We start from the raw sequence: 21148 nt of genomic DNA on the forward strand, positions 1-21148 counted from the left end.
CTGGTACCTCGTCGGGGAATCCGCCGAACCCTGCAACCTGCTCATCACTTAGAAAATCGACCGCCATGCCACCCATTCAACAGGCCGCTGACACCTTAGCGTGAATTTCCGTACCGCTCTTCCTCAGACCCCTGATCTATGAATCATAGGTGAGAAGTACAGAGGCGGACTTACGGCTCGGCCCACCCTGACGCTTTTGGAGGGTGAGCCGGGTAGACCGGTCGAGAAGGATAACGGGGTAGGTATTTCTCCACATCCTCGAAAGCGGAGACCCATGTTTTAGCATGAGCTGCTTGTTGGCTGGCACCATACAGATCGAGCATGCCGAACACGATCAGCGTAACGACGATTGCAATCGTTGAAGTTAGTTGCACATCAACGCCAATATTCAATGAATCCGCAAGTTTGAGGGTGGTTGGTATCAGAAGGGCCCAGGGCGTCTGCAAAGTCGTTTAGCTGGTAGTTAGGCCGGCGAGTTTGAGGGCGCGCTGCGGATAGTTGCGTGCGCCGCGGGTGGCTTTGGCAAGGTTTGTTTCACCTTCGAGCCTCAATATCGTGATGGCGATGTTCCTCAGGGACGCCATGACACGGGGCGCGTTGCCCCGCCGGACCTGGCTGGAGTCTTCTCGCCAAGTCACGTCCCGGCGCCAGTGGAGGCCGTTTTCAATTCCCCAGTGGCCGCGGATCAGGGACCCGATGAGTTCCGGTTTCCCTGCTTCCGGCGCCAGCGAGGTGACGATGTGGACCGTCTCGGTCGACCACTTCCGGGTTCCGAGCGGCCGGGACTTGCGGGTGATCTGTGCGGCCTGAGATGCATGGGGGAACTTGATCCCGGCAGCAACGCTGACACATTTGACGGTCCGCTGGATCTCGCGGCCATTGGCGGTTTCGTGGGTCTTGTGCCCGGCCCTCACCTGTTTCCAGGGCAGGGCCTGGAGCTGGTCGTGAAGCGTGGGCTGGTTCGCTTTAACGGTAAGGACATAGTGGGCATCACGGGAATGCAGGTACTGGGCATGCTCCCGCTGGGTATGCAACGCATCGGCAGATATCACCACGCCGGCAAGGTCTTTGATTCCCTCCAATAGCGGCATAAAGAAAGGTGATCTCGTTGTGCTTCTCGGACACGTTTTGCTGCACGAGGACGGCCCCGGTGGTGTGGTCAATGCCGGCGAGCAGGTGGATCCTGGTGCCGCCGCCGTTCTTGGCGCCACGGACTTCCTTGCCATCAATGGCGATGGCCGACACCGGTGTCATGCCTTGTGCCCATGCCCCGGCCAACTGGTCCAGGGCATCGGCATCCAGGAGTTGGAGAACCCTGGCCAATGTTGTGGCGTGAGGGGAACCGATACCCAGGATGGCGAGCTGCCCGCGCGCCGTATCGGCGGACCATTCGGCCATCTCCACCAAGGATTTCGCACCGGCCAATACCGAGCAGACCATGATCACCAGTAGGTGTGCGAAGCGGTGCCGGACCCCGCGCTTCTTTCGTGGGTCTGGCAACTCACACAACGCCGCAAGGACTTTGCCCGGATCAATCTCCACCTGGCCAGCCGCGGCGAATTCGTCAATGAAGACAGCAAGATGGGATGATGGCATGCGAGAGCTCCTGGCGATACAGACGATTAGATACCATCTGGATTAACAGGAGTTCTCGCTTTTTAAAAGCTGCGACCCGGTTTGTCTCACATGTTAAGACGCTGAATTCTCACAAAGGACTTTGCAGACGCCCTGCAGAAGGGCCATAGCCAAAGCCAGCACCGGGAGTGTGGCGACGGAGTAGAAGTGGGCCGAGAAACGTGCCGCCTGCAGCAACACATATCGTTTCTCCGCCGGTAGCCGGCTGTATTCTTCGGCGTCTTCAAGCCTGGCCAAGCGGCGCGTGATGTGGGAGTGGTCCCACCAGCTGGCAGCCCTTTTTCTCTTGCTCAAAAGATCGGCCAGCTCGCTGAGTGTGCGCCGGTCAGGATGGATCATCATAAGCAACCGTGAGATCAAGGCGCGCACTAAAACAAACCCTCTGGGGGTTCCTCGCATGGCAGCGGTGGCAGCTTGGCCTTGTGCCCGTCGTCGGGGCTGCAGCTCTTGAAGGGACCGTCACCCGAGAGCAGGACAGACATGTGGTGGTCTGCGTGGTCACGCCACCACACACTCATCCCAGTTGCACCCTCCAACCGCAGAAACTCCCAAGCCCGCCAGAGCGCTTCTAACCGGCTAATCGCTTCGGCATGTTTCCACCATTGCGGGCACCAAGTGACCCCGCCGCCCGGGTTGATAGGACGGCGATAGGTGGGGGCCAGTTTCTGACTCACAAACTCTGCCACGTTGGCATAGAACAATTCAGGGACTTCTTCGCCCTGTTCTACCGGTTCGGTAGATGTTCCGTCCAGTTCGTCGTCCCACTCCCCCAGACCGTCACTCATCGGAGGCCCCCGCAGCAATCCAACGGTTGGCAGCGGCAGCCGGCCGGTTCGCCGGATCATGAGCAGCAATGGAGGCCCTGACGGCTTCGGCGTGCGGTCCTTTCATCCACGGCACCGTTTCCAGCAGCGCGGCCGGCGCACCGGAGGCAAACATGATTGCCCGCCCACGGGGGAACGCGGCAAGGTCCGAAACGTCCAAAGTCCGTTCCTTGCGGTCGTCGTCGTGGCTGTAGGACGTACCCTGCTTGGAACGGCTTTGGGTGGTGTTGGAGTACCGGTACTCCCCCACCAACTGTGCCAGCTCGTTCAAGAACTCAGCTTCGGCGACACCGCCGCCGTAGACCTTGATATTTGCCGCTGACCAGAGTTTGCGCATCCCGTCGCGTCCCCATACCTCCACACCTTGGGACCAGGATTGAAGAATGGTCATGAGGACGATGCCCCGGGAGCCGTAGTGGCTGTACAGGTTAGGCAGCTCGCGCCAGCGGCAGACGTTGGCGGCTTCGTCCAGGACGCCGATCATGGGTGTTGCCAGGCGCCCGCCGGGGGAATGCACCGCCAGTTCCTCGGCCGCTTCCACGGTGGCCACGGTCAGCGCGGTCACCAACGGGCCGGCAGTTCCCTTGCCCTCCTTGGAAAGGCTGTACAGAGTGCCCTTGGACCGCACGAACGCGGCTGGATCGAATTGTGTGCGAGTGTCCGACGCACCTTGCGGAGTGACCCACTGGGCAACCTGGCGATTGGTCAGGCAGGACGCCATTTGCAGCGCCGTGCCGTAGACACCGCCACGCTGCTTTTCGGGTGCATTGACGACGCCTGAGACTGCGTTGGAGGTTTGGGTGAATCCGTGGGTTTTGAGAATGTCCACGGCCTCATCATCTTTGGGCCGGGTCAACCAGGTGTGCACCTGCGTGATGGGCCTGCCGTCGAGGGCGGCCGCCAGGAGCAGCCCGGCAAGAAGGTCTTGACCGGCCGGGTCGAAATAAGCATCCGTTTTCGCATCGGGACCGCGCGAGCCGGCGGCAAAGTGGTCCGCGAGACGTGCAGCCCGCACTTCGTCCGTCACGTAAGAGAGCGGGTTCCACCACCAAGCCGGTTCTTCAAGGGCCACTGACTGGGGATCGAAGACCCACACCGGACCTTCGGCGGCGCGCACGTCGCGGGTGCCGTCCACAATGTCGCGCTTGTTGGAGGTGACCAGGGCAGCGCCCGGGGCGGCGAGAATCGCCGGGATTGCCCTCGAGGTCGTTTTACCCGTTCGAGGCCCCCAAATGTCGATGTGCATGTCTTCCCACGAGCCGAAAACCATCTGCTTGCCTAGGACCGTTTTACCGACCGGGACACCCGGTGAGCCCTTCACGCCGAGGCGTTCGGCCGTGGCCGTTGCCCCGCGCAGGCTCAGCGCCCGCAAGTCCTTGCCCTTGGCCATGTGCTGGGCGGCAACGTCCACGCGGGACCGCTTGGACTTCCGGCGCAGCACCACCCGCAGCACCAGCACGGCCAATGCCAGAACAACCACACCCAAGCCGATGAGAATCCAGGTGGCGGCCGCCGGCCACACGACGGTGCCCACGAAAAGACCAATGACCAGGGCAAACGGATTGCCCGGGAGCTGCTGGCCGTCACCAGACAGCAGCGATCCCAAATGCACGGCCCCGGTCACGGAGCCGACGCCCAGCACCACAATAGCAATGACCACCCACAGGATGATCGTTTCACCGCCGAGCTGGGACCGCTTGTTGCTACTCGGTGCACCCATTATTCTTCCCCCTCATCGTGCCAGCGCTTATTCGTATCGTGCAGCGACTTTTCAACACTGGTCAGCTTCAACGCCACCGGAATACCGGGGCGGCCGCCGACCTTGAAAAGGAACTTCCCCAGCCCCGGACGTACCCGTTTGCGGGAGCCGCCCACGTCCGTCCACGAGCCGGGGTCAGCCCAGGAAATAAGCCGGGCCTGTTCCGCCCGAGAGAGCGTCACAGCCTTGTTTAGCTTCTCCATTTCCCCGCCCGGCAGGGCACCACACACCACCATGCCGGAGCGCTCCACGAATCCGCGGGCCTTCATTCGTTCGGACTCAGTGGGCAAGGCCTCCAAGTCGCTCATGGTGTGAGTGATCATGGCCTGCCCCACGCCCTCAGTACGGTTTAGGCGAGTCAGGGAGTCCACCCGGTCCACCATGCCTTCACCCGAGCGCAGCGCCCGCCACAACTCATCCATCACCACAAAGTAGTTCCGGCGCGGCTCCAGCCCCGCATCAGCCAGGGCATGAGCGACCTGCACCGTAGCAAAGCCGGTAGACCAGCAGGCCAGCAACGAAGCTGCCTGAATATCCCGCTGGGTATCGGAAATTCCCGACAGATCAAAAACGACCGGCTTGCCCAAGTTCATTGGCTGGTCCGTCGGCTGCGAGAACATATCCCCGAAGCGCCCCGAACCGTTGAGGGAGTAGAGCGAGGTGCGCAGCTGGTCCGTGGCATCCAGGTAGCGTTCCATGTCCCCTCGATCCAGGGCAATATCGCGCAGTTCATCCGGCGCAGCCTTAATGACCTCGATCAAATCCCCGATCAACGGCACCCGGTCCAGGCGTTCGTCCAGGATGTGCAGCGCCCGGTCAATCATGGATTCTTCATGAGCGCTGGGCTTCTGATTCCGCACAATCGTAATCAGCGCCGTCACCATGTTCAGCCGCCGGCTATGAGCGTCGGCCATGACTTCTTCGGCCAGCTTTTCAGCCTTCACGCCGGCACCCAACAGCCGCCGCTTCTCGTTCTCATCCGTCGTCCGATGGGCCTTCGCCCTGTTCTCCTCGGCAGCAGCCATCAGCCGGACAGCAGCGCCCGTAGCCTCGCCAGGATCAAGAACATTCAGGTGGCCACGGCCCGGCCCCAGGCTAATAACCTGGCCATCCATGGCCTTGATCAGGTCCACATAGTCAGGCTTCAAGTCCCCCAAGATCAGCGGGTTAATACCCCGGCCGGCCAAGCCTAGGACCATATGCCTCACCAGCGTGGACTTCCCATAGTGCGGCAGGCCCAGCACGAACATGGACGGATTGTTGATCATCCCGTGCATGAACCAGCTAATAGGGTCACCGCCAAACGGTGCGCCCGTGTCAGTATGAACCCCAATCGGTACACCAAGAATCGGTGTACCGCTGCCGCCAACAAAGGGCCACAGTCCGCAGACCTGCACGGACGTGCCACGCCACTCATCGGCGGCCGTCACATAGGCCGCTTCACCCTGGCCACCACCCCGCCAGCCCCGCAAACCCGGACGGCGAACAACGGCACTTGGAAGCGTCCGCGTTTTGGTGCTGGTCCTCTTGTGCTTTGTCTTGCTGCCGAACATCACATGGCCTCGCGGATCTCTTCGGGAACCTTCAAGTGCTTGGGCAGGACCAGGCCGAGCGGCAATGACGCCGCAAAGGCCGAATCTTGGGAGCCATAGGCCCGTCGCAGGAGCAGCCGGGCTGACGGGCCAAGGTTGCCTTCCACCGTGGCCACAGCGTCAGCCAGGCCCTCAGATGAAAGCACGGTGGCCGTGACTACCAGACCAAAGTTGACCAGTCCGGCCCCCTTGGCTTCCTCAGCAGCCGTTGCTTGTGCCGCGCGTGCATCCACGAGTGAGCGGGCCGTGGGCCGATTTGTCGACGATGCCCTAGTCATTGCATTTGTCTGGTCAGATTCAACAATGGCCGCCGCCCGGCCGGACTCAATCGGCCTGTACAGCAGCGTGACGCGCTTACGGTCAATCTCCGCATGTGGAGCCACCAGCCGGGCCAGCACGGATGAAAGGATGTGCCCGCGCGGTGCACCGGTCATTGTCCAGGAAACAGAGTGGCCCGAGTCGTGCCGATAACCATCCCAGTCCGCCTGGTGGGCGGAAGGGCCAACGTCGCCCCAACCCAGATCAACAGGCGTGCCCTGATAGTGGGCTTCGTCAATGAGACGTGCGGCCACCGGATCGTAGGCAATCCGTACGACCTCGCACAGCTCCTGCGCAGCCAGCGGGACGCAGGCACCGGCACCCGTAGATTCCAGGCGTTCAGTCAGCCCGGGCAGCCTGGACGCCAGATCACGGGCGATTTCCTCAGCCGTGCGCCGCTTGCCACCGGAACGGGCAGCGGCACTGAACGTCAACGCCACCCAGGCACGAATCGTGGCCGATCCCTGCGGGTAGGTTTCCAAAGCCTCACGCAACATGGCCTTGGCAATCTCCGGTGCGTCCTCATGAATGTTTGACTCGACTTCCCGGCGCAGGCGCGCCCCGGAATCCGGGGCAGTTTCCACTGTCACGGACGCGGCCACCACTGCCGGCTCATTGGACAAGCCAGCTAGCCATCCACCCCAATTCGCCACCCAGGCGTCCACTTGCTCAGGATCGACCAGGGACGCCCCATCAGGCTGCGTGCCAAAGACAACGGTGTAGTGGGCCGTTGACGGCAGATGAATCAAGGCAAAAGGCCGGCCATAGGAGTCATTGAACTCATACAGTTTCGAGCCAGCCGAGATGCCCGGCAGCTGGAACTCGCCCCACGGTGTCAGCCCGAGCGGGCCGGAACGGTAGAGGTTGGTCTTGCGCCGTCGAGTGGAGCTGAACGCTAAACGGCCAAAGAGACGTTCGCCCACTGACTTGTTGTGCTTGTCATTGATGGACACGACAGCCAGAGCCAGGCCCAGCACAACCAGCGCCATCAACCCAGCAAGCCAACCTCCGATGAAGAAGCAAATCACAGTGACAATCAGGCCTAGGAACAGGCCAGCTGTGGCCAATCCTCCTAAGGTCCCGATTCCTGCCTTACGTGGCCGTCGCCAATTCCCGTAGGTCGGTTCACTGTACGTGTTTTCGATAGCCGCCATGTCAGGCACCCCCTGTTGATTCTTCGCTCATCTGTTTGGCCGCCCCTGCGGCGGCCTGACCTGCCTGAACACCTGCGGCAACGGCAATGCCAGCAGGCCCGGCCGCAGCTGCGCCACCGCCTGCAGCTGCGCCACCGCCTGCAGCCGCACCCCCACCAGCTGCGGCAGTTCCACCGCCAGCTGAGCCGGCCGAAGAAGCCTCAGCGCCCGATGCAGCCGGCGCGCTGGCGTTGTTCCCTGGGCCGCCGGACTTCCCGGCCGTTCCCGTGGAACCCGCATCCCCTTGGCTTGCTGTACCAGATGGGTCTTGGCCAGAGGTCTTTTGCGCAGCAGGAGGTGCCGAACTATTGCTGGACTGTCCGCCGCCACCACGTCCCGACATGCCCATATTGACCGCACCGGATGCCAGGCCGGCCACAGCCCCGGCGGCCAGAGCGCCACCGCCGCCGCCCACAGCTGCTCCAACCATGGGGGTAACGAAGCGCATCAAAGCAGGCATGGCGAACAGGGCAACGACCATTAATGCCAGTCCTGTAATCACAGTCACGAGTGCCGAGCCAAATTCCTCGCCGTTGCCGAAGCTTCCGAAAACATTGGTGTCAGTAAGCCGGAAGGCTGTTGCGTAGATGATCGCGGCCGCTGGCTTATAGAGGATGAACGCAATCAACCAGGCGCAGCATTTCTGGAACCAGCCCTTGCCAGCCTCCGTGTTCGTGAATGCGGCCGCTGTGGGAAATATGCCAGTTAGGACGACTAGTAGACCGCCGCGCACGATCATGAGGACGATCTGAATTACAGAGGCAAGAATCGCGATCAAGCCCAGCAGAATGATCATGATCGACCCCAGCGGACCTTGCGCTGTGATCAGCAGCATGTGCGTTATGTTCTCGTTGAATGACTTTCCCGTGGAGTTCTCAATAATCCACACGGAGAACTGGTCGGCTGCAACGGTCAATAGCCCGACTGCGCCAACACCTGCACCGGAAACGACGACAAGGGTTGCCAGCGACCGGCCGAGGTCACGCATTGGGGCACCCCTGCGCTCAATGATCATCTTGGCAGCGCCTACAAGCACAGACAGAACGGCCAACGCTGCCGTCCAGAACCAAAGACTGTTTTGCAGAAACATAACTGGGTCGCTGGCATCGCTTCCCCCAGGGGATGCCGTCAGATTGGGGGTGCCGACATTGACCCAGAACGTCCCGAGAGTTTTGACGACATTGCCAGTAGCATCCGCGATAGCTGTTGCCATGTTCTGGGTTGCGTCGTTTGCTCGGTCACTGGCCCAGTCGGTGACCATGCAATCTATGTCCCAGGGTTTGCAGGGCTGCCCATTCTGATCTGCGGGAAGCAAGCTAAACACCAGCCCAGGGAATGAATCCGCTCAGATCGGACAGCTGCTGAACTTGCGACTGACCAGCGGGGGGAACAACCCATTTCCAATCGCCGTTCTGCCATTGCATGACCACTGAAACCGAACCATTGCTCCCATTGGCGGTTGTAAGGCCATACTCAACCACTGCGCGATTGTCCGAATAATCCACAATCTTGAAACCGCTCACTTGAAACGCCGCCGTTTCAGAGGTTTGCGGGGCTGCTGCCGTTTCCTCTTTAAGCATCTTGTCCCGCTCGGGACCATCAGCAATGAGGTATTTGGCCAGCAAATCGCCGCGCCCGGAACTTCCCAAAGTGATCATGTTAACGCCGGCGTACAGTGCACCGTTCGGGGAATGCGCAAAGCAGGTGCGAACCCCATCGTCTGTTGTCTTTCCAGGCCCGAACCCCTGGGGTGAAGTCGGCACCGCGAACTTTCCAACCAGCTCCCACTTGGTGTTGGAAGGAGGTGTTACTGGCTTGCTTTGGTCACCGTCAGGGAGGCCGCACACGCTCGGCTCGGCGGGAGCATTAGCCGGGCGACCGGTTGTAGCAGGGGCGCTGGTCCCGGCCGGAGTGGCAGTAGTTTCAGCGCCCTTGGGTGTCAGCACAAATATGATTCCCAGGGCAACCAGGAGTGCCACGACTACGGCCGAGATAATGAACTTGGGCTTCGTCAGTGGATTTTGGGCTTCGTTCGTTTCTGCTGGCTCAGTCATGGCTCTACTCCTTAGATGAGTGCGCCTACAAGGGCGGAGGCGACGCTGGCGAGGATGCAGCCGCCGAGAACCCACGACAGGCGTCCTGCGTGCTCGCCGCCTTCACCGCGACGGTTGTTCACCATCATGGTTCCGGCGGTAATGAGGATGCCGACAACAGCGAGGGCAAAGACAATCCAAGCGACCCACTGGAGGATGGTGAGGATTCCCTCGGACCCGGGAGGGGCCGTGCCCGTGCCGGGGTTGGGAACCTCAGCGATTATGACGCCGGACCAGTGCAAAGCTTTGGAGAGCAACATGGTTTTCCTACTTTCTAGTTAGCCGGGAATTCGACTGTGGTTGATGATGCAGCAATACGCACTTGCTTAAGTACAGTGCGCAAATCTTTGGAGAGCAGATCAAGGGGCACTTCGTGGCCCAATCGCCAACCCTCAATCCAGGGCACGTGCCACAGGTGCGGCACTCCCCCGCCCACGACCCGGGCGAAATCACGGATTTCTTTAGGAAGCCGGCCCGGGGCATCGGCCACGACGACAAGGCCGGCGAGTTGGATGCCTGGCAATGACCCCGAGGCCCATTCAGTCGCAGCACGTTGGGCTGCCCGCAGGCCGTGAATGTTGGACCGTGCAACCAAGACGACGACTGCGCCGGCAGCGGCATGTGGCCAATGATGCTCGGCAGCACGGGTACTTTTGTCCAGGCGAGCCAGGGAGGATTCCCCTGCTCCACCGTGGACTCCCAGCCACCAGTAGTCCGCAGCTCCGTCCGCGACGCTTCGGCGCGGAAGCCGGTCCACATGATCCGGCTGAGGGACACTGAGTTGGGGTTTTGATGGCCCCGTTGGTAGGAGCATTGACGGCTCATCAGCTACTACGGGTGCTGGATCGTCAACGGGCTCATTGCCGAGACTTATCCAGCGGTTCTTTGAAACTGGCATTTAGTATCCCCCTGTCATCTCCGCAATGATCGTATCTGTAAGCACTTTCACTGAAAGGTAACCTATGTACTCAATGATACTAGATTGTACTGATCTATACTGTATTGTATATCCATGGAATGGGGAAATGTCCTAATGGATAGGAAGTACCTGGACGCACTGTTTGGCGCGTACCCGGAGCGAATGACGGTCACGCAGCTTTCTGAGGCACTGAATCAGTCGAAGCAGACCACCTACAAGTGGTTGCAGACCGGAGTGATCCCGGCCTACCAGATCGAAAAGACCTGGCTGATTTCCCGGGATGAAGTCAGGGACTGGGTATGGGACAACCGAAACTCGCTGCGGCTGGGCAAAGTACCACACCCGAACGCAGACTAGGAAGCAGTGCAATGCAGTTGAGGGGGACATATGCAGAATGCTAAGACCGGACCGGTAGTGATCGTGGCAGCAATTTTTGCTCCGATCTTCTTGGTTCTTTCCATCATCTTGTTTGGCGGCGGAGACAAGGCCGCCGCCAACGTCTGCGCCCCCACAGGCGGCAGTATCAGTGTGGACGAAAGTAAGCTCCCCAAAGTCCCCATAGCCGGCTACCAGGGCGCCCAGCTCAAAAACGCGGCCTTGATCATCAACGCCGGCAAAGCACTGAAACTTTCGGCACGAGGCCAAACCATAGGGGTCATGGTCGCAATGGGAGAATCCAGCCTGCAAGTCCTCGACCGTGGCGACGGCCCCGGCCCTGACTCCCGGGGCCTGTTCCAACAGCGCGACAACGGCGCATGGGGCAGCTACACGGACCGCATGGACCCCACTATCTCGGCCACGAACTTCTTCAAGGCCCTGCAGCAAGTAGACGGCTGGGAAAAGCTTGAACCCACCAAAGCAGCCAACCGTGTCCAGCGCAACGCGGACCCCTACCACTATCAGAGCTACTGGCCAGCAGCTGTAGCAGTTGTAGCCGCCCTAGGCGACGTCCCGGCCACGGATGGTAGTGGGGAAAGTTCCTGTGGAATTCCCGGCGAATCTGGCAAGGGCGACGACCTGCCCTGGCCCAATTCCCCCATCTATCAGCCCAGCCCCCTTGGGATGTATAACCGCGAATGCGTTGACTTCGCGCTCTGGCGCGTCAACCAGCAATTGGGCAGCACCAGCGCCCCGTACAAGGTCGTCAACGGCACGTTCCGACCCGACGGTGTTCTGCTCGGCTCGGCCGTCACCTGGAAAGACGGATGGGACGTGAAGGGCTGGCCCACCGGCAAGACACCCCGCGTCGGTGCCGTCGTCTGGTACGCACCGGGAGCCGGCGGCGCAGACGCCACCTTCGGTCACGTGGCCGTCGTGAAAGCGGTCAACGGCGACGGAAGCTATGTGGAAGAGGGCTACAACGGAAACCTTCCCCCCAACGACCACACCTATTACACGCGCACAGTCCAGAACAGCGTCCCTAGCGCTTTCCTGTACATGCCTGGCAGCAAGTAAGCGGAGAAACCATGAAAAAACGATCCCTGACAGTCCTGGCGGCAGCCCTACTGCTCTGCACAGCGTGCGCGCCCGCATCCAACAACGCCCCGGCAGAACAACCAACAACTAGCTCCACGACGGCACCACTCTCACTCAGTGCAGGCGGCAAGGAGCAGGCCCCCGGAGGCACCGCCCCGGCCACCCTGGGCATTGCTTGGGACGATGCCAGCAAGAAAGCCGCCGTGGACACAGCAACGCAGGCCATGACCCTCTACGCGCGCCCCACTGTTTCGGACAAGGAATGGATTCAGGAACTTGGTCAGCTCATGACCTCCCAAGCCGTGGCTGACTACCAGTACGTGGACCCTGCCAACATCCCGGTCAAAAAGATCACCGGGGCAGGCCAGCTGAAAGTCGATGAAAGCAACGGGTTCGGCTGCAACGTCGTCTTCACGACCGATGCCGGCAACTACGACGTGCAGCTGCTGCGAACTGCCGCCGACAAACCCTGGCAGGTCAACCGCTTCACACCCCCAAACGGCACCAAGTAAAGGAATGACGATGGAAACCCAAGCACTTGACTTCCCCAAGATCGACGCCGTTCTGCGGGCCAATGGCACCGGAGAAGTCACAATCAACGGCACATCCCACCCGATCCAGGCAGAAGATGAACCAGGTGTGCTGCGCGAGGCCCTGCGCCTCATTACCGACACAGCCGCCCAGCTCGGACGCCCTGTGAAAGTCTCCACCACCGACCCAGACGGGCAAGGCCAGATTGTTGTCTCCCCCGAGGGAGCCGTGAGCGAAGCCGCCCCCGTAAAGCCGGCCCCCCGCCGGCAAAAAGCCCCCACGGCGGCCCCCTTGATCACATCAGTGCCGGAAGCTGCGCCGGCTCCCGTGGAAGCTGTGCCGGCTCCGCCCGTTACCTTCGCCTCTGCAGTTGACCAGCCCCCGACCTCCACTGCCAGTGCTGAACCGCCGGCCCCTGAGCCAACACGGCGAAGCCTGAAAGACACTTCGTTCCTGGTCAGCGCGCCTGTCCTGGAACCTGCAGCCCGCGGTTGGCGCGGCACCCTCACCAAGCTCGGAATCCGCATGGAACCGTCGCCCGAAGAACTGGCCGAACGTGAGGACATTCGCACCGTAAGCCAGCACTGGCCCGGCCCACGCACCGTTGCCGTTGTCAACCGCAAGGGAGGGGCCAACAAAACACCCACCGTCGTCATGCTCTCGGCCATTCTTGCCCGCTACAGCGGGGCCGCCACCGTCGCTTGGGACAACAACGAGTCCCAAGGCACGTTGGGATGGCGCACAGAACAAGGAGGGCACAGCAACAGCGTCCTGGACCTCATCGACTCATGCCAGACGCTGCTCTCCCCCAGCACCAATGCCGCCGAAATCGCCCGTTTCGTCCACCACCAGACCTCAGACAAGTTCGACGTCCTGCGCTCGGACGAGAACGAGGAAGGCGACCACGAAGTAACCGCCGAGGAAGTGGACATTGCCCACCAGGTAGTCACCCGCTATTACCGGCTCATCGTCATGGATTCCGGCAACACCGCCCGAGCAGCGAACTGGCGGCAGATGATCCACCACACGAACCAGCTCGTGGTGCCGGTAACCGCTATCGAAGACCGCGCCGAGGCTGCACGACTGACGCTGCAGACCCTTGAATCGCGTGGTGGCCACGATGCCGAGCTGGCGCGCAACGCCGTCGTGATTGTCTCTGAATCCACCGACGCCAAACGCAGCATGAGCGGCGACGCTCTCAAACGCGCCAAGGCAGAAGCGCAGCGCATTGCAGACGGGTTCGCCCCTCACGTCCGCGCTGTTGTCCGTATTCCCTACGATCCGGCCCTGGTCAACGGACCCATCCGTTATGACGCACTGCAATCTGCAACACAGCGGGCCTGGCTCGCAGCAGCGGCAGCCGTCGCCAAAGGTTTCTAAGCGACACGCCCCGAATTTGAGTTTTCTTTTACAAAAGCTGAGGCATGATCGAACCATGACACCAATGAAGAAGCGTACCGGGCGGCCCAGCCGTGGCCCGCGCGACAGCTTCAACATCAAGTTGCCGTTGGCAGACAGCGAGAAACTGCGCACCATGGCAGACCTCCAAAAAGTGTCTCTTCAAGACCTCATTGAACCGATGATCAGCAACGCGCTTGCTGACATCGATATCGAATTACTTAAAGGACAGGAGGCGCTGCCTATCGGCCGCCTAGCGTCTTAAATGAGGAAGGCCCACCACTAGGGCGGGCCTTCGTATCAAGTTATATAAGCTCTACACCCCATTGCTTGCCGGCGCCGGGTGAAGGGCTCAGACTTTCACACCCTCTAGGAGGGTCCTTCAGTTATGTCCATAAGCTTACACGTAAGCCCCTCATACACACCAGAAAACACCTTGAACGGTGGTCAGCGTGTCAACCTCACACTTGCCACACCCGCTACACCGGCTGACGAAAAGGTCAACTATCGTCCGTGCCGCGTGAGCAGGAAGCAAGAAAACAACAAGAAGCACATCAAGAACGCCGTCCCCGTTGGATCCATGCGTGCCGCTCACGGCCTCTACCAGGCACTGCCGGAGCTAAGCAGGGACAAACGCCTAGCGGCCCGGACACGGCCATTTCAGCGTCGCCTCATGGGTTTCTTCGAAATGCTGATCACCATGACCGACTACGACACCATGACTGTCCGCGTCCCCTGGGGAGGCCGGGCAAAGGGCTTCAACGAGCCAGACGCCCGCCCCGGACTCGCTGAATGGCTCGGTATTTCCCGCCGCACGGTGGCCAACTATCTGACGCTGCTCCACAAATGGGGCTACCTCGGCACCGTCGCCTCCGGACGCTCGGCCGGATACGTCCGCGAGAAGGACGCCGAGGGCAACGAATTGCCCGTCTATGTCATCTGCATTCCCTCGACATTGGCAGCCGTGCAGGACGCCCCTGAATCAGTGGATGTGGATAAGACTTGCACCCCCACCGCCCCTTTAGGGGTGGAACCTTCCAGCGAAAATAAATTCTTAACCCGTACACGCGCGAAAAACCCTCAAAAAGGCCACGGCTGCGCCGTGAACTACATTGAAGGCGGCGCACGCGCCGCAGTGCCCACCTTCTCCGAAAATCGAACAGTGCCGCACTGGCCAGTTCACGCAACGACAAAGCGCCGAGGACAACGGTGGGCCGCTGCCGCTGAAATCCGTCACCACCACTACGCATTACGTCCGCTGTCCGCAAAGGATCTGGCAAGCGTCCTCAAACCCTGGCTCAAAGCCGGATGGACCGTCTCAGACGTCATGAACGCCATTGACACCCGCCCGGACGGCTCCCGCTGGCCCCACGACGGCGCACCCGTCACCAGGAACACCCAACGCCTCCGCGAATGGCTCCGCACCCGCCTGAATGCCTGGACCATCGACGGACACCCCATGCACTCCCCCGACCGCCGTAAAGCCGCCCAGGATGCCCACAACAAGGTTCTCCAAGACCTTGAACGAACCCGCGTGCTAGAACGCCGCGCTAAACACGCTGCCCAGCTGGACCAAGGAGCCTCCCCCGCTCAAATAGCAGGTATTGCAATGCTTCGCTCACTTTTTTACTCCCCCAGTGGTCACAGTGGCCTCTAAACCAAGATTTGCCGACCGTTTGGCATCACGATTTGTCGTGTTCGCTGAGAAACAGGGTCAGTGGATCGGTTTCGTCTTCGATGGATTGAAGAATGGCAGCGATTGCCTGGTTGAGAGCTTGTGTCATGTCTTCTAGAGGGGCCTGGCGGGGGTGCGCGTTGACCGTGGTGGCCACGATGAGGGGGTGGAAGCTTTGACGAAGTGCGAAGGCCGTGGGCACTTGCGAGCATCCGTTCAAAAAATTGGGCGTATCGGGACTGTTCAGGAGTGTGCCCAAGGATGTTTGAGTCAGGGCCGATAATTTGCACAGCTGCTCCCAAGTTGGATAGAACAGTCCGTTTTCCCACCGGTCCACGCCGGGTTCGCGGGTCCCGCAAGCTTCATCAACCCATGGCCCCACAAATTGTGTCGAGGAAAACATCCGGTCTCGTCCACCACGAGCCTGGGGATCAAAGGCAAGAGTAATTGCAGAAGGACGTAGATCACCGTTCTGCCACTGCGCGAATAGGGCGGGATGTTGGGCGGCTTGGTCCGCAGAATCAACGCCTAAAGTTCGCTTGGTCAGGATAGCCGGCGACAACTGCTGCTGAGCCTTCACACCTGGTTTGGAGGACTTCTTTCGTTTGAAGAACACGGGACAAGCCTGCCATAGTTCACGACGATACCCCCTGATCCAGCGGGTCCTAAGGTGGCCTAGCGTGTAATTCCGTTCCATTACTAACAAGCCACCCCGTGTTAGCCCTGCCCATGACGTGTTCGCCTGTTCTGCTGTGCTGTCCATAACCGGGTCTTGGTAGTAATGGAACAGGATTGAACGCTTAGCCCACGTCGCGGTGCCAGGCAGAGGTCATTCAGGGCGGGAGCCAAGTAGCGGCCGACCACGCCAAAAACGATCCTTATTGACTGGTCTTGGGGTGGCTAAGGGACGGCAGGGTATAAGAATAAGGGCCGGCTATGCGGCGGCCGTTTCCCTGGCACGGACCACCCAACCGCCGCCGTCGCGGTCATGGACGAGTTCAAACGTCACCAGCGGTGACCTTGGGTTACGGCCGATCCGGGCCTGTACCTGCCATATCTCCACATCAATCCTGGCCATTGAACCGCGCGGCATCCGCCGTGCAGATTCCCACCACGCCTGACGCTCATACCAGCGGATCGGCTCCGCACCGACCTGCCAACGCCGGCCCTCAATATCCAACACCAGCGGTACGCCGGCCGCCGACGTCGTTACCAACACTCTTTCCATAAGACCCAACCCTAGAACCTCGCACTGACAACAGGAACAAGCCCGGACAACTCCCCCATGGACCAAGACAACAGCGCCCGGCCCACCCACCAAAGGGCAAGGGTCCTTTTCAGCAATGACGACCATGGACGGCAGGGCGCAGCCACCTCGACAAGGCACAGGAACCTGGCAACGGGGATGTGTTTTCAGGCGCCTGAGGGGATTTACGCTGAGGTACTATCCGTTCTGACACCACATCTACCCAGCGCCGCGCACGCCAGAAACGACACCAAGAAGACCATTGACAAGGAAGACAAAACCCAGAAAAACAAGGAAAATCATTGACCTCTTATACTTCTAATAGTACTATTAGAAGTATAAAGAGAAGCGAAAAGGAGATCGACATGAACGCGGAACAAGCAGCCGTTACGGTGTACACCAAACCGGCCTGCGCGCAGTGCCGCATGACGTATCTGGCGCTGGACAGGAAAGGTATTCGCTATGAGTCCGTGGACGTCACCACCTCCCCTGCCGCGCTGGAATACATCACGGAAGAACTCGGATACTCACAAGCCCCTGTGGTGGTGGTGGACGACGAAAACCACTGGTCGGGCTTCCGACCAGACCTGATCGACCAGGTAGCAGCAGCGCTCGGCGCGACGCGCCACTAACAGTTCTATTAGAAGCAAAAGAGGTAAAACTATGACGGACGCGATGCAGCAAATCACCCGAGCGGAAACCAACCGCCTGGTGTCCACCGAAGCTGGCCAGCTGCCCGACCTCGTCCGCTACGACGTAGCCATTATCACCGCACAGCCGAGCTACACGAATCTCAACCTCTAACACCTCTAATGGTACTGTTAGAAGTGTTAGAGGTACTAACGAAAGAACATTGAAATGACGGTCACCACCCTGTCCGTGGTGGGCAGCGCTTGGGTGGATGCCGTGGCGTATCACGAACTATCCGCACACCAGTCGGGAATGTTCCCTAAATGGCCTCTAATGGTTCTATTAGAACTGTTAGAGGTTTCCAGTAGAGTTTGCTTAACAACGATGGAATGGCGTGGAATTGCTCGATGATTCCACCCCTAACACCACTAATAGAAGTGTTGGAGGTATTTATATGAACGCGCAAATCATTGCCGTATGTAACCAGAAGGGCGGCGTTGGTAAAACCACCGTCACCGCCGGCCTGGCCGAAGTCCTGTCCCACCGCCTGGGCAAGCGGGTGTTGCTGATCGACGTTGACCCTCAGTTCAACGCCACCAGCACCCTAGGGGTCAACGAAGCAGAATTCACCCTGAACGACGTTATGGCCGGGGGAGAGGGTGGCGAGATCATTCCGGGCATCATGGCCGACGCGGCCGTACATGCCGGCTCCGACTGGCAAGCCGACGCCGGCAAGGGCCAAGAATGGCCCACCATGCATCTAGTGTCTTCCGAACGCGCACTGGCTGGCCGGGAGCAAGACCAGATGATGGGCCGCGAACACCGCCTGCGGATCGCCCTTGACGGGGCCACCGAGGGCTATGACGTCATTTTGCTGGATTGCCCGCCGTCGCTGGGCCAGCTCACCATCAACGCGCTGGTGGCCGCTGATGCAGCCCTACTGGTCACGGAGCCTCGCGCCGCATCGGTCGAGGGCTTGGCTGAAATCGTCAAAACCCTGGGCAGTGTCCGACAGCTGTTTAATCCCGGCCTGGCCCTGGCCGGGATCATCGTCAACAAAGTGAACAAGCGGAAAGTGGATCAGGCGTATTGGATTGGGAGGCTGGAATCCGACTACGGCCCCCAGCTACTCCCGCCCTACCTGCCGGAGCGCGAAGCTTTCGCCAAAGCCAATTCCGCAGCCGTGCCGCTGCGCAACTACGGTCCGGCCGGCCGCGAGCTACTGGACAGCCTGGAAGTAATCGCCCGCACCATCATGAAGGAGCAGTAGGACCATGGCAGAGAACCGACGCCGGGGGAGCGCCCCGGACCCCGACGCATTAGCAGCCCTGGGCACCGCTGCCCCCTCGCGACTGCGCAAGGCAGCCCCCAGTGATGTGGTGAGCGAACTGGCCAGCCAGCCGGCGGCCGCCCCAGTGTCGCCCAAGGCTGTCCATCCGTCCACGGACGAAAGGCCCGCCAAGGTGGCGCCGAAGAAGACAAGCTTCTACCAGCGAGAAGACGACGCGGACCGGATGCGCGCCGCTTACCTGAACACCCAAATGCACACCGGACACCGTTCCCTCAGTGAGTTCATCAATGCCGCTATTGACGAGAAAGTCAGTGCCTTGGAGCAGGCTTACAACAGGGGCAAGGAATGGCCGCCGCTGGCCGCCCGAGAAATTCCCCAGGGAAAACCCCTGGGCAGTTGACCCCGCCAGAAGGATCGGACCATGAGGGACGATCTGGAAACGATGAAGGACCAGGGCCGGAGGGCTGGGACACGTGGACAAGAACCGCCAGCTCCGGGAACGGCAGGGGAAAGGGAAGCGCTATGAGTGAGATGAACGATGAACGCGGTGTGTGGGTGTGCGCAGTAGGCCCATCGCACAGTCCTGATCATCCCGAAGGGACGAGCGATGGGTTAGGGACCTGCACCGGCTGCGGCAACGATCTCTGGGTTGGATACCCCGTGAACGGCGTCCAGGACGATAAGACGCAATGACATACCTAGGGAGAGAAACCGTCAGCATGGAAATTGTGATGACGAAAGTACCGCTGGACCGGGCCCGATCGAGTACGGTAGCGCTTGGCTAAGCGCTGACGCCGCCACGGATCACCTCAAGAGCACGAGAGCAAGCGATGAAGATTGAACGGGCACGCTTGCGGGACACGCCGGCCTTGGCTTGGACTGCCGCACAGGCTTTCGCCGCCGAATCCGGCAAGACCGGTATTCAATGCCGTGCCCGTGGTCTCTACCTGATGCACCTGTACTCCCTTGGCCTGCTGGCCTGGGGTGGCCGGCTGTGGCATTGGGAGAGGAAAGCGATCATCGCCATCGAGCGCAAGAAACCGCCGACCCGGTTGAAGTGGCTAGCACCCGCAGGATTCTGCGCCGTCGCGGCCATTGCACTGTCGGGGTGGATCCCCACGGTGGACAGGGTTGGCCTGCAGGCCCTTCTGGGGATCATAAAGGCCGGCGGGGCAGTGGGGATCGGCGTCCTTCTCCTCATGCTGCCGGCCGTCGTCCCAGCACTTGGGGAGATGCACCCACGCCGGTCCGCCCGGAATGCTGATGCCATCCGGCAATGGAGACGGACCCTGCTCGGTCGGGAGGCCTACAAGGTCTCTTACTTGGCAATGTACCCGCAAACCCGCGAAGGCCTGGCCTTCGCCAGGGCGGCTATAGAGCAAGTCGTCCCGGACGGCGCGCCGCTCTACACGGAAGCACGCAGCGAGGCTCACAAAGCCATCTACGCCCGCCGCGGATTCCACCCGCTGGCGGCCGCTGACGGCACGCCCACTATGGCCATGGGCACCCGCTAAACAGGCCGCGGACGCCGCCGCGACGGGCACCCAATGGTGGCGCTACTAACGGCGGGGGAACCTCCAAATTCATGCGGCGAAGCGATGGCCATTTAGTAGTAATCGTAGTAGTATTACTACTACGATTACTACTAAAGGAGAGTCGCCGTGGCCGAACAGTCCGTCAAAGATCGCGTGTACGCCGCCGCCGAGCGCATCAGCGCAGAGAAGAACCCCACGGTCGCCACCGTCCGCGAAGCCGCTGGCGTGTCCAACGCCGACGCCACCCGGTTCCTGAAGGAATGGCGGACCGAGCGCGACAGCGCCGGCTCCAAGATCGCCGCCACCCCTGCCACCATCACCGAACAGGCTTTGCGCCTCGCCGGCACAGTCTGGGCGGAGGCAGTCCACACCGCGACGGCCGAGCATGCCATCATCGAGAAAGCCTGGCGGGACGAGAAGGCCCACAAGGACCGCGAAATTAATGAACTCGCCACCGACCTCGACACCGCCGCCCGCACCCACCAGGAAACCGTCAAGGAATTAAAAACCCAGGCCGAGGAGAGCGACCAGGCAGCACGTGATAACGCGGCCGCGGCAGCTGAGGCGCGAGAGCAGCTCACCCTTGCTGCGAGGTTGCACGCGGAAGCCACGGCAGAGCTCAAAAGCCAGCTGGCAGAAGCCCGCGCTACCATCACCACGTTGCAAAATACCCAGGATGCGCTCATTGCCAGGATTCAACCGGCCCAAGAGCGAAAGCCTATGCAGCAGGACAGGGGATCAAAGAAGGGCTAGAGCGATGAGTGTTGGTGGTGGATTAGCAAGACGTATGTAGACCGAACGAGGCGGTCAGCCGGCCCGCTTTGTGCGGATCCATCATGATTTCCATGCCCTGGGCGGGTATAGATAGGTCGGATGCACCATGACGTTGGGCTCGTCCAGGGATCTTTTGTTTGAACGCTGGAACAGGATTGAGCCGTTTTGGGTGGAGGGAAGCTGCATTGTGAGATTTCGTAGATATCCTGAGTCGTTGGACCTGAACACAATTTATTAGCGCGCCCGCGCGCAGGAGACG

27 protein-coding genes are annotated in these 21148 nt (G+C 60.7%); 13 read left to right on the plus strand and 14 right to left on the minus strand.

Annotated elements, in window-relative coordinates:
- Window positions 1–170 precede the first annotated feature (170 nt).
- From ACX80D_RS14820 to ACX80D_RS14875, 12 genes are all read right to left on the minus strand, one after another.
- Window positions 171–392: a hypothetical protein gene (locus ACX80D_RS14820; protein WP_459323638.1), complete on the minus strand. Its 222-nt coding sequence runs from the start codon at window positions 390–392 to the stop codon at window positions 171–173.
- 60 nt (window positions 393–452) lie between these two features.
- A complete protein-coding gene (locus ACX80D_RS14825; RefSeq protein WP_459323639.1) occupies window positions 453–1091 on the minus strand; it encodes an ISAs1 family transposase in 639 nt (212 codons plus the stop codon).
- On the minus strand, window positions 991–1596 hold the full coding sequence (locus tag ACX80D_RS14830) for a transposase family protein (protein WP_459323640.1): 606 nt from the start codon (window positions 1594–1596) through the stop codon (window positions 991–993). The genes ACX80D_RS14825 and ACX80D_RS14830 overlap by 101 nt, the downstream gene beginning before the upstream one ends.
- A gap of 93 nt (window positions 1597–1689) precedes the next feature.
- Window positions 1690–1977, minus strand: coding sequence for a hypothetical protein (locus ACX80D_RS14835; protein WP_459323641.1), 288 nt, complete (start codon window positions 1975–1977; stop codon window positions 1690–1692).
- A 26-nt stretch (window positions 1978–2003) separates the two neighbouring features.
- Complete coding sequence (locus ACX80D_RS14840; protein ID WP_459323642.1) at window positions 2004–2420, minus strand: DUF4913 domain-containing protein; 417 nt, start codon at window positions 2418–2420, stop codon at window positions 2004–2006.
- Window positions 2413–4179, minus strand: coding sequence for a type IV secretory system conjugative DNA transfer family protein (locus ACX80D_RS14845; protein ID WP_459323643.1), 1767 nt, complete (start codon window positions 4177–4179; stop codon window positions 2413–2415). Before ACX80D_RS14845 ends, ACX80D_RS14840 begins: the two co-directional genes overlap by 8 nt.
- On the minus strand, window positions 4179–5771 hold the full coding sequence (locus ACX80D_RS14850) for an ATP/GTP-binding protein (RefSeq protein ID WP_459323685.1): 1593 nt from the start codon (window positions 5769–5771) through the stop codon (window positions 4179–4181). Before ACX80D_RS14850 ends, ACX80D_RS14845 begins: the two co-directional genes overlap by 1 nt.
- Complete coding sequence (locus tag ACX80D_RS14855) at window positions 5771–7282, minus strand: SCO6880 family protein (protein WP_459323644.1); 1512 nt, start codon at window positions 7280–7282, stop codon at window positions 5771–5773. The genes ACX80D_RS14850 and ACX80D_RS14855 overlap by 1 nt, the downstream gene beginning before the upstream one ends.
- Before the next feature lies 1 nt (window position 7283).
- Window positions 7284–8582 carry a hypothetical protein gene (locus tag ACX80D_RS14860; protein ID WP_459323645.1) on the minus strand — a complete coding sequence of 433 codons (1299 nt, stop codon included), beginning with the start codon at window positions 8580–8582 and terminating at the stop codon, window positions 7284–7286.
- A gap of 55 nt (window positions 8583–8637) precedes the next feature.
- The gene (locus ACX80D_RS14865) at window positions 8638–9375 is read right to left on the minus strand and encodes a hypothetical protein (RefSeq protein ID WP_459323646.1); all 738 of its coding nucleotides are present in this window, start codon (window positions 9373–9375) and stop codon (window positions 8638–8640) included.
- A gap of 11 nt (window positions 9376–9386) precedes the next feature.
- Window positions 9387–9674, minus strand: coding sequence for a hypothetical protein (locus ACX80D_RS14870; protein ID WP_459323647.1), 288 nt, complete (start codon window positions 9672–9674; stop codon window positions 9387–9389).
- Between the two features lie 14 nt (window positions 9675–9688).
- A complete protein-coding gene (locus ACX80D_RS14875) occupies window positions 9689–10312 on the minus strand; it encodes a DUF6668 family protein (protein WP_459323648.1) in 624 nt (207 codons plus the stop codon).
- A 135-nt stretch (window positions 10313–10447) separates the two neighbouring features.
- Here ACX80D_RS14875 and ACX80D_RS14880 point away from each other — a divergent pair, with 135 nt between their 5' ends.
- The 6 genes from ACX80D_RS14880 to ACX80D_RS14905 all read left to right on the plus strand — a co-directional run bounded on the left by ACX80D_RS14880 (window position 10448) and on the right by ACX80D_RS14905 (window position 15395).
- On the plus strand, window positions 10448–10690 hold the full coding sequence (locus ACX80D_RS14880) for a helix-turn-helix domain-containing protein (RefSeq protein WP_459323649.1): 243 nt from the start codon (window positions 10448–10450) through the stop codon (window positions 10688–10690).
- Between the two features lie 30 nt (window positions 10691–10720).
- A complete protein-coding gene (locus ACX80D_RS14885; protein WP_459323650.1) occupies window positions 10721–11788 on the plus strand; it encodes a CHAP domain-containing protein in 1068 nt (355 codons plus the stop codon).
- A gap of 11 nt (window positions 11789–11799) precedes the next feature.
- Window positions 11800–12321: a hypothetical protein gene (locus ACX80D_RS14890; protein WP_459323651.1), complete on the plus strand. Its 522-nt coding sequence runs from the start codon at window positions 11800–11802 to the stop codon at window positions 12319–12321.
- A 10-nt stretch (window positions 12322–12331) separates the two neighbouring features.
- On the plus strand, window positions 12332–13720 hold the full coding sequence (locus tag ACX80D_RS14895; protein WP_459323652.1) for a MinD/ParA family ATP-binding protein: 1389 nt from the start codon (window positions 12332–12334) through the stop codon (window positions 13718–13720).
- 55 nt (window positions 13721–13775) lie between these two features.
- Window positions 13776–14003 (plus strand): hypothetical protein, encoded by a 228-nt coding sequence (locus ACX80D_RS14900; RefSeq protein ID WP_459323653.1) that lies wholly within the window; start codon window positions 13776–13778, stop codon window positions 14001–14003.
- Between the two features lie 255 nt (window positions 14004–14258).
- Entirely contained in the window at window positions 14259–15395 is a 1137-nt protein-coding gene (locus ACX80D_RS14905; protein ID WP_459323654.1) for a hypothetical protein, read from the plus strand.
- 25 nt (window positions 15396–15420) lie between these two features.
- Here the strand turns inward: ACX80D_RS14905 and ACX80D_RS14910 are convergent, their stop codons facing one another.
- Together ACX80D_RS14910 and ACX80D_RS14915 are read right to left on the minus strand one after the other, a co-directional pair.
- Window positions 15421–16029 carry a hypothetical protein gene (locus ACX80D_RS14910; protein ID WP_459323655.1) on the minus strand — a complete coding sequence of 203 codons (609 nt, stop codon included), beginning with the start codon at window positions 16027–16029 and terminating at the stop codon, window positions 15421–15423.
- Window positions 16030–16347: 318 nt separating this feature from the next.
- On the minus strand, window positions 16348–16641 hold the full coding sequence (locus ACX80D_RS14915; protein WP_459323656.1) for a hypothetical protein: 294 nt from the start codon (window positions 16639–16641) through the stop codon (window positions 16348–16350).
- 383 nt (window positions 16642–17024) lie between these two features.
- Between ACX80D_RS14915 and nrdH the strand changes: the two genes are divergently transcribed.
- The 7 genes from nrdH to ACX80D_RS14950 all read left to right on the plus strand — a co-directional run bounded on the left by nrdH (window position 17025) and on the right by ACX80D_RS14950 (window position 20868).
- Entirely contained in the window at window positions 17025–17291 is a 267-nt protein-coding gene (gene nrdH / locus ACX80D_RS14920; RefSeq protein WP_459323657.1) for a glutaredoxin-like protein NrdH, read from the plus strand.
- A 31-nt stretch (window positions 17292–17322) separates the two neighbouring features.
- On the plus strand, window positions 17323–17463 hold the full coding sequence (locus tag ACX80D_RS14925; RefSeq protein ID WP_459323658.1) for a hypothetical protein: 141 nt from the start codon (window positions 17323–17325) through the stop codon (window positions 17461–17463).
- A 280-nt stretch (window positions 17464–17743) separates the two neighbouring features.
- Window positions 17744–18559 (plus strand): ParA family protein, encoded by an 816-nt coding sequence (locus ACX80D_RS14930; RefSeq protein WP_459323659.1) that lies wholly within the window; start codon window positions 17744–17746, stop codon window positions 18557–18559.
- 4 nt (window positions 18560–18563) lie between these two features.
- Window positions 18564–18980, plus strand: a complete 417-nt coding sequence (locus ACX80D_RS14935; protein ID WP_459323660.1) for a ParB family protein — start codon at window positions 18564–18566, stop codon at window positions 18978–18980.
- Between the two features lie 122 nt (window positions 18981–19102).
- Window positions 19103–19273: a hypothetical protein gene (locus ACX80D_RS14940; protein WP_459323661.1), complete on the plus strand. Its 171-nt coding sequence runs from the start codon at window positions 19103–19105 to the stop codon at window positions 19271–19273.
- 137 nt (window positions 19274–19410) lie between these two features.
- Window positions 19411–20094, plus strand: a complete 684-nt coding sequence (locus ACX80D_RS14945; protein ID WP_459323662.1) for a hypothetical protein — start codon at window positions 19411–19413, stop codon at window positions 20092–20094.
- A 147-nt stretch (window positions 20095–20241) separates the two neighbouring features.
- On the plus strand, window positions 20242–20868 hold the full coding sequence (locus ACX80D_RS14950) for a DNA-binding protein (RefSeq protein WP_459323663.1): 627 nt from the start codon (window positions 20242–20244) through the stop codon (window positions 20866–20868).
- Window positions 20869–21148 lie beyond the last annotated feature (280 nt).

The sequence above is a fragment of the Arthrobacter sp. Sr24 genome (genome assembly GCF_054511175.1).

Coding starts and splice junctions, on each gene's coding strand:
- ACX80D_RS14825 (WP_459323639.1), bottom strand. CDS start 1,091: ATGCCGCTATTGGAGGGAATCAAAGACCTTGCCGGCGTGGTGATATCT.
- ACX80D_RS14830 (WP_459323640.1), bottom strand. CDS start 1,596: ATGCCATCATCCCATCTTGCTGTCTTCATTGACGAATTCGCCGCGGCT.
- ACX80D_RS14835 (WP_459323641.1), bottom strand. CDS start 1,977: ATGATGATCCATCCTGACCGGCGCACACTCAGCGAGCTGGCCGATCTT.
- ACX80D_RS14840 (WP_459323642.1), bottom strand. CDS start 2,420: ATGAGTGACGGTCTGGGGGAGTGGGACGACGAACTGGACGGAACATCT.
- ACX80D_RS14845 (WP_459323643.1), bottom strand. CDS start 4,179: ATGGGTGCACCGAGTAGCAACAAGCGGTCCCAGCTCGGCGGTGAAACG.
- ACX80D_RS14850 (WP_459323685.1), bottom strand. CDS start 5,771: ATGTTCGGCAGCAAGACAAAGCACAAGAGGACCAGCACCAAAACGCGG.
- ACX80D_RS14855 (WP_459323644.1), bottom strand. CDS start 7,282: ATGGCGGCTATCGAAAACACGTACAGTGAACCGACCTACGGGAATTGG.
- ACX80D_RS14860 (WP_459323645.1), bottom strand. CDS start 8,582: ATGGTCACCGACTGGGCCAGTGACCGAGCAAACGACGCAACCCAGAAC.
- ACX80D_RS14865 (WP_459323646.1), bottom strand. CDS start 9,375: ATGACTGAGCCAGCAGAAACGAACGAAGCCCAAAATCCACTGACGAAG.
- ACX80D_RS14870 (WP_459323647.1), bottom strand. CDS start 9,674: ATGTTGCTCTCCAAAGCTTTGCACTGGTCCGGCGTCATAATCGCTGAG.
- ACX80D_RS14875 (WP_459323648.1), bottom strand. CDS start 10,312: ATGCCAGTTTCAAAGAACCGCTGGATAAGTCTCGGCAATGAGCCCGTT.
- ACX80D_RS14880 (WP_459323649.1), top strand. CDS start 10,448: ATGGATAGGAAGTACCTGGACGCACTGTTTGGCGCGTACCCGGAGCGA.
- ACX80D_RS14885 (WP_459323650.1), top strand. CDS start 10,721: ATGCAGAATGCTAAGACCGGACCGGTAGTGATCGTGGCAGCAATTTTT.
- ACX80D_RS14890 (WP_459323651.1), top strand. CDS start 11,800: ATGAAAAAACGATCCCTGACAGTCCTGGCGGCAGCCCTACTGCTCTGC.
- ACX80D_RS14895 (WP_459323652.1), top strand. CDS start 12,332: ATGGAAACCCAAGCACTTGACTTCCCCAAGATCGACGCCGTTCTGCGG.
- ACX80D_RS14900 (WP_459323653.1), top strand. CDS start 13,776: ATGACACCAATGAAGAAGCGTACCGGGCGGCCCAGCCGTGGCCCGCGC.
- ACX80D_RS14915 (WP_459323656.1), bottom strand. CDS start 16,641: ATGGAAAGAGTGTTGGTAACGACGTCGGCGGCCGGCGTACCGCTGGTG.
- nrdH (WP_459323657.1), top strand. CDS start 17,025: ATGAACGCGGAACAAGCAGCCGTTACGGTGTACACCAAACCGGCCTGC.
- ACX80D_RS14925 (WP_459323658.1), top strand. CDS start 17,323: ATGACGGACGCGATGCAGCAAATCACCCGAGCGGAAACCAACCGCCTG.
- ACX80D_RS14930 (WP_459323659.1), top strand. CDS start 17,744: ATGAACGCGCAAATCATTGCCGTATGTAACCAGAAGGGCGGCGTTGGT.
- ACX80D_RS14935 (WP_459323660.1), top strand. CDS start 18,564: ATGGCAGAGAACCGACGCCGGGGGAGCGCCCCGGACCCCGACGCATTA.
- ACX80D_RS14940 (WP_459323661.1), top strand. CDS start 19,103: ATGAGTGAGATGAACGATGAACGCGGTGTGTGGGTGTGCGCAGTAGGC.
- ACX80D_RS14945 (WP_459323662.1), top strand. CDS start 19,411: ATGAAGATTGAACGGGCACGCTTGCGGGACACGCCGGCCTTGGCTTGG.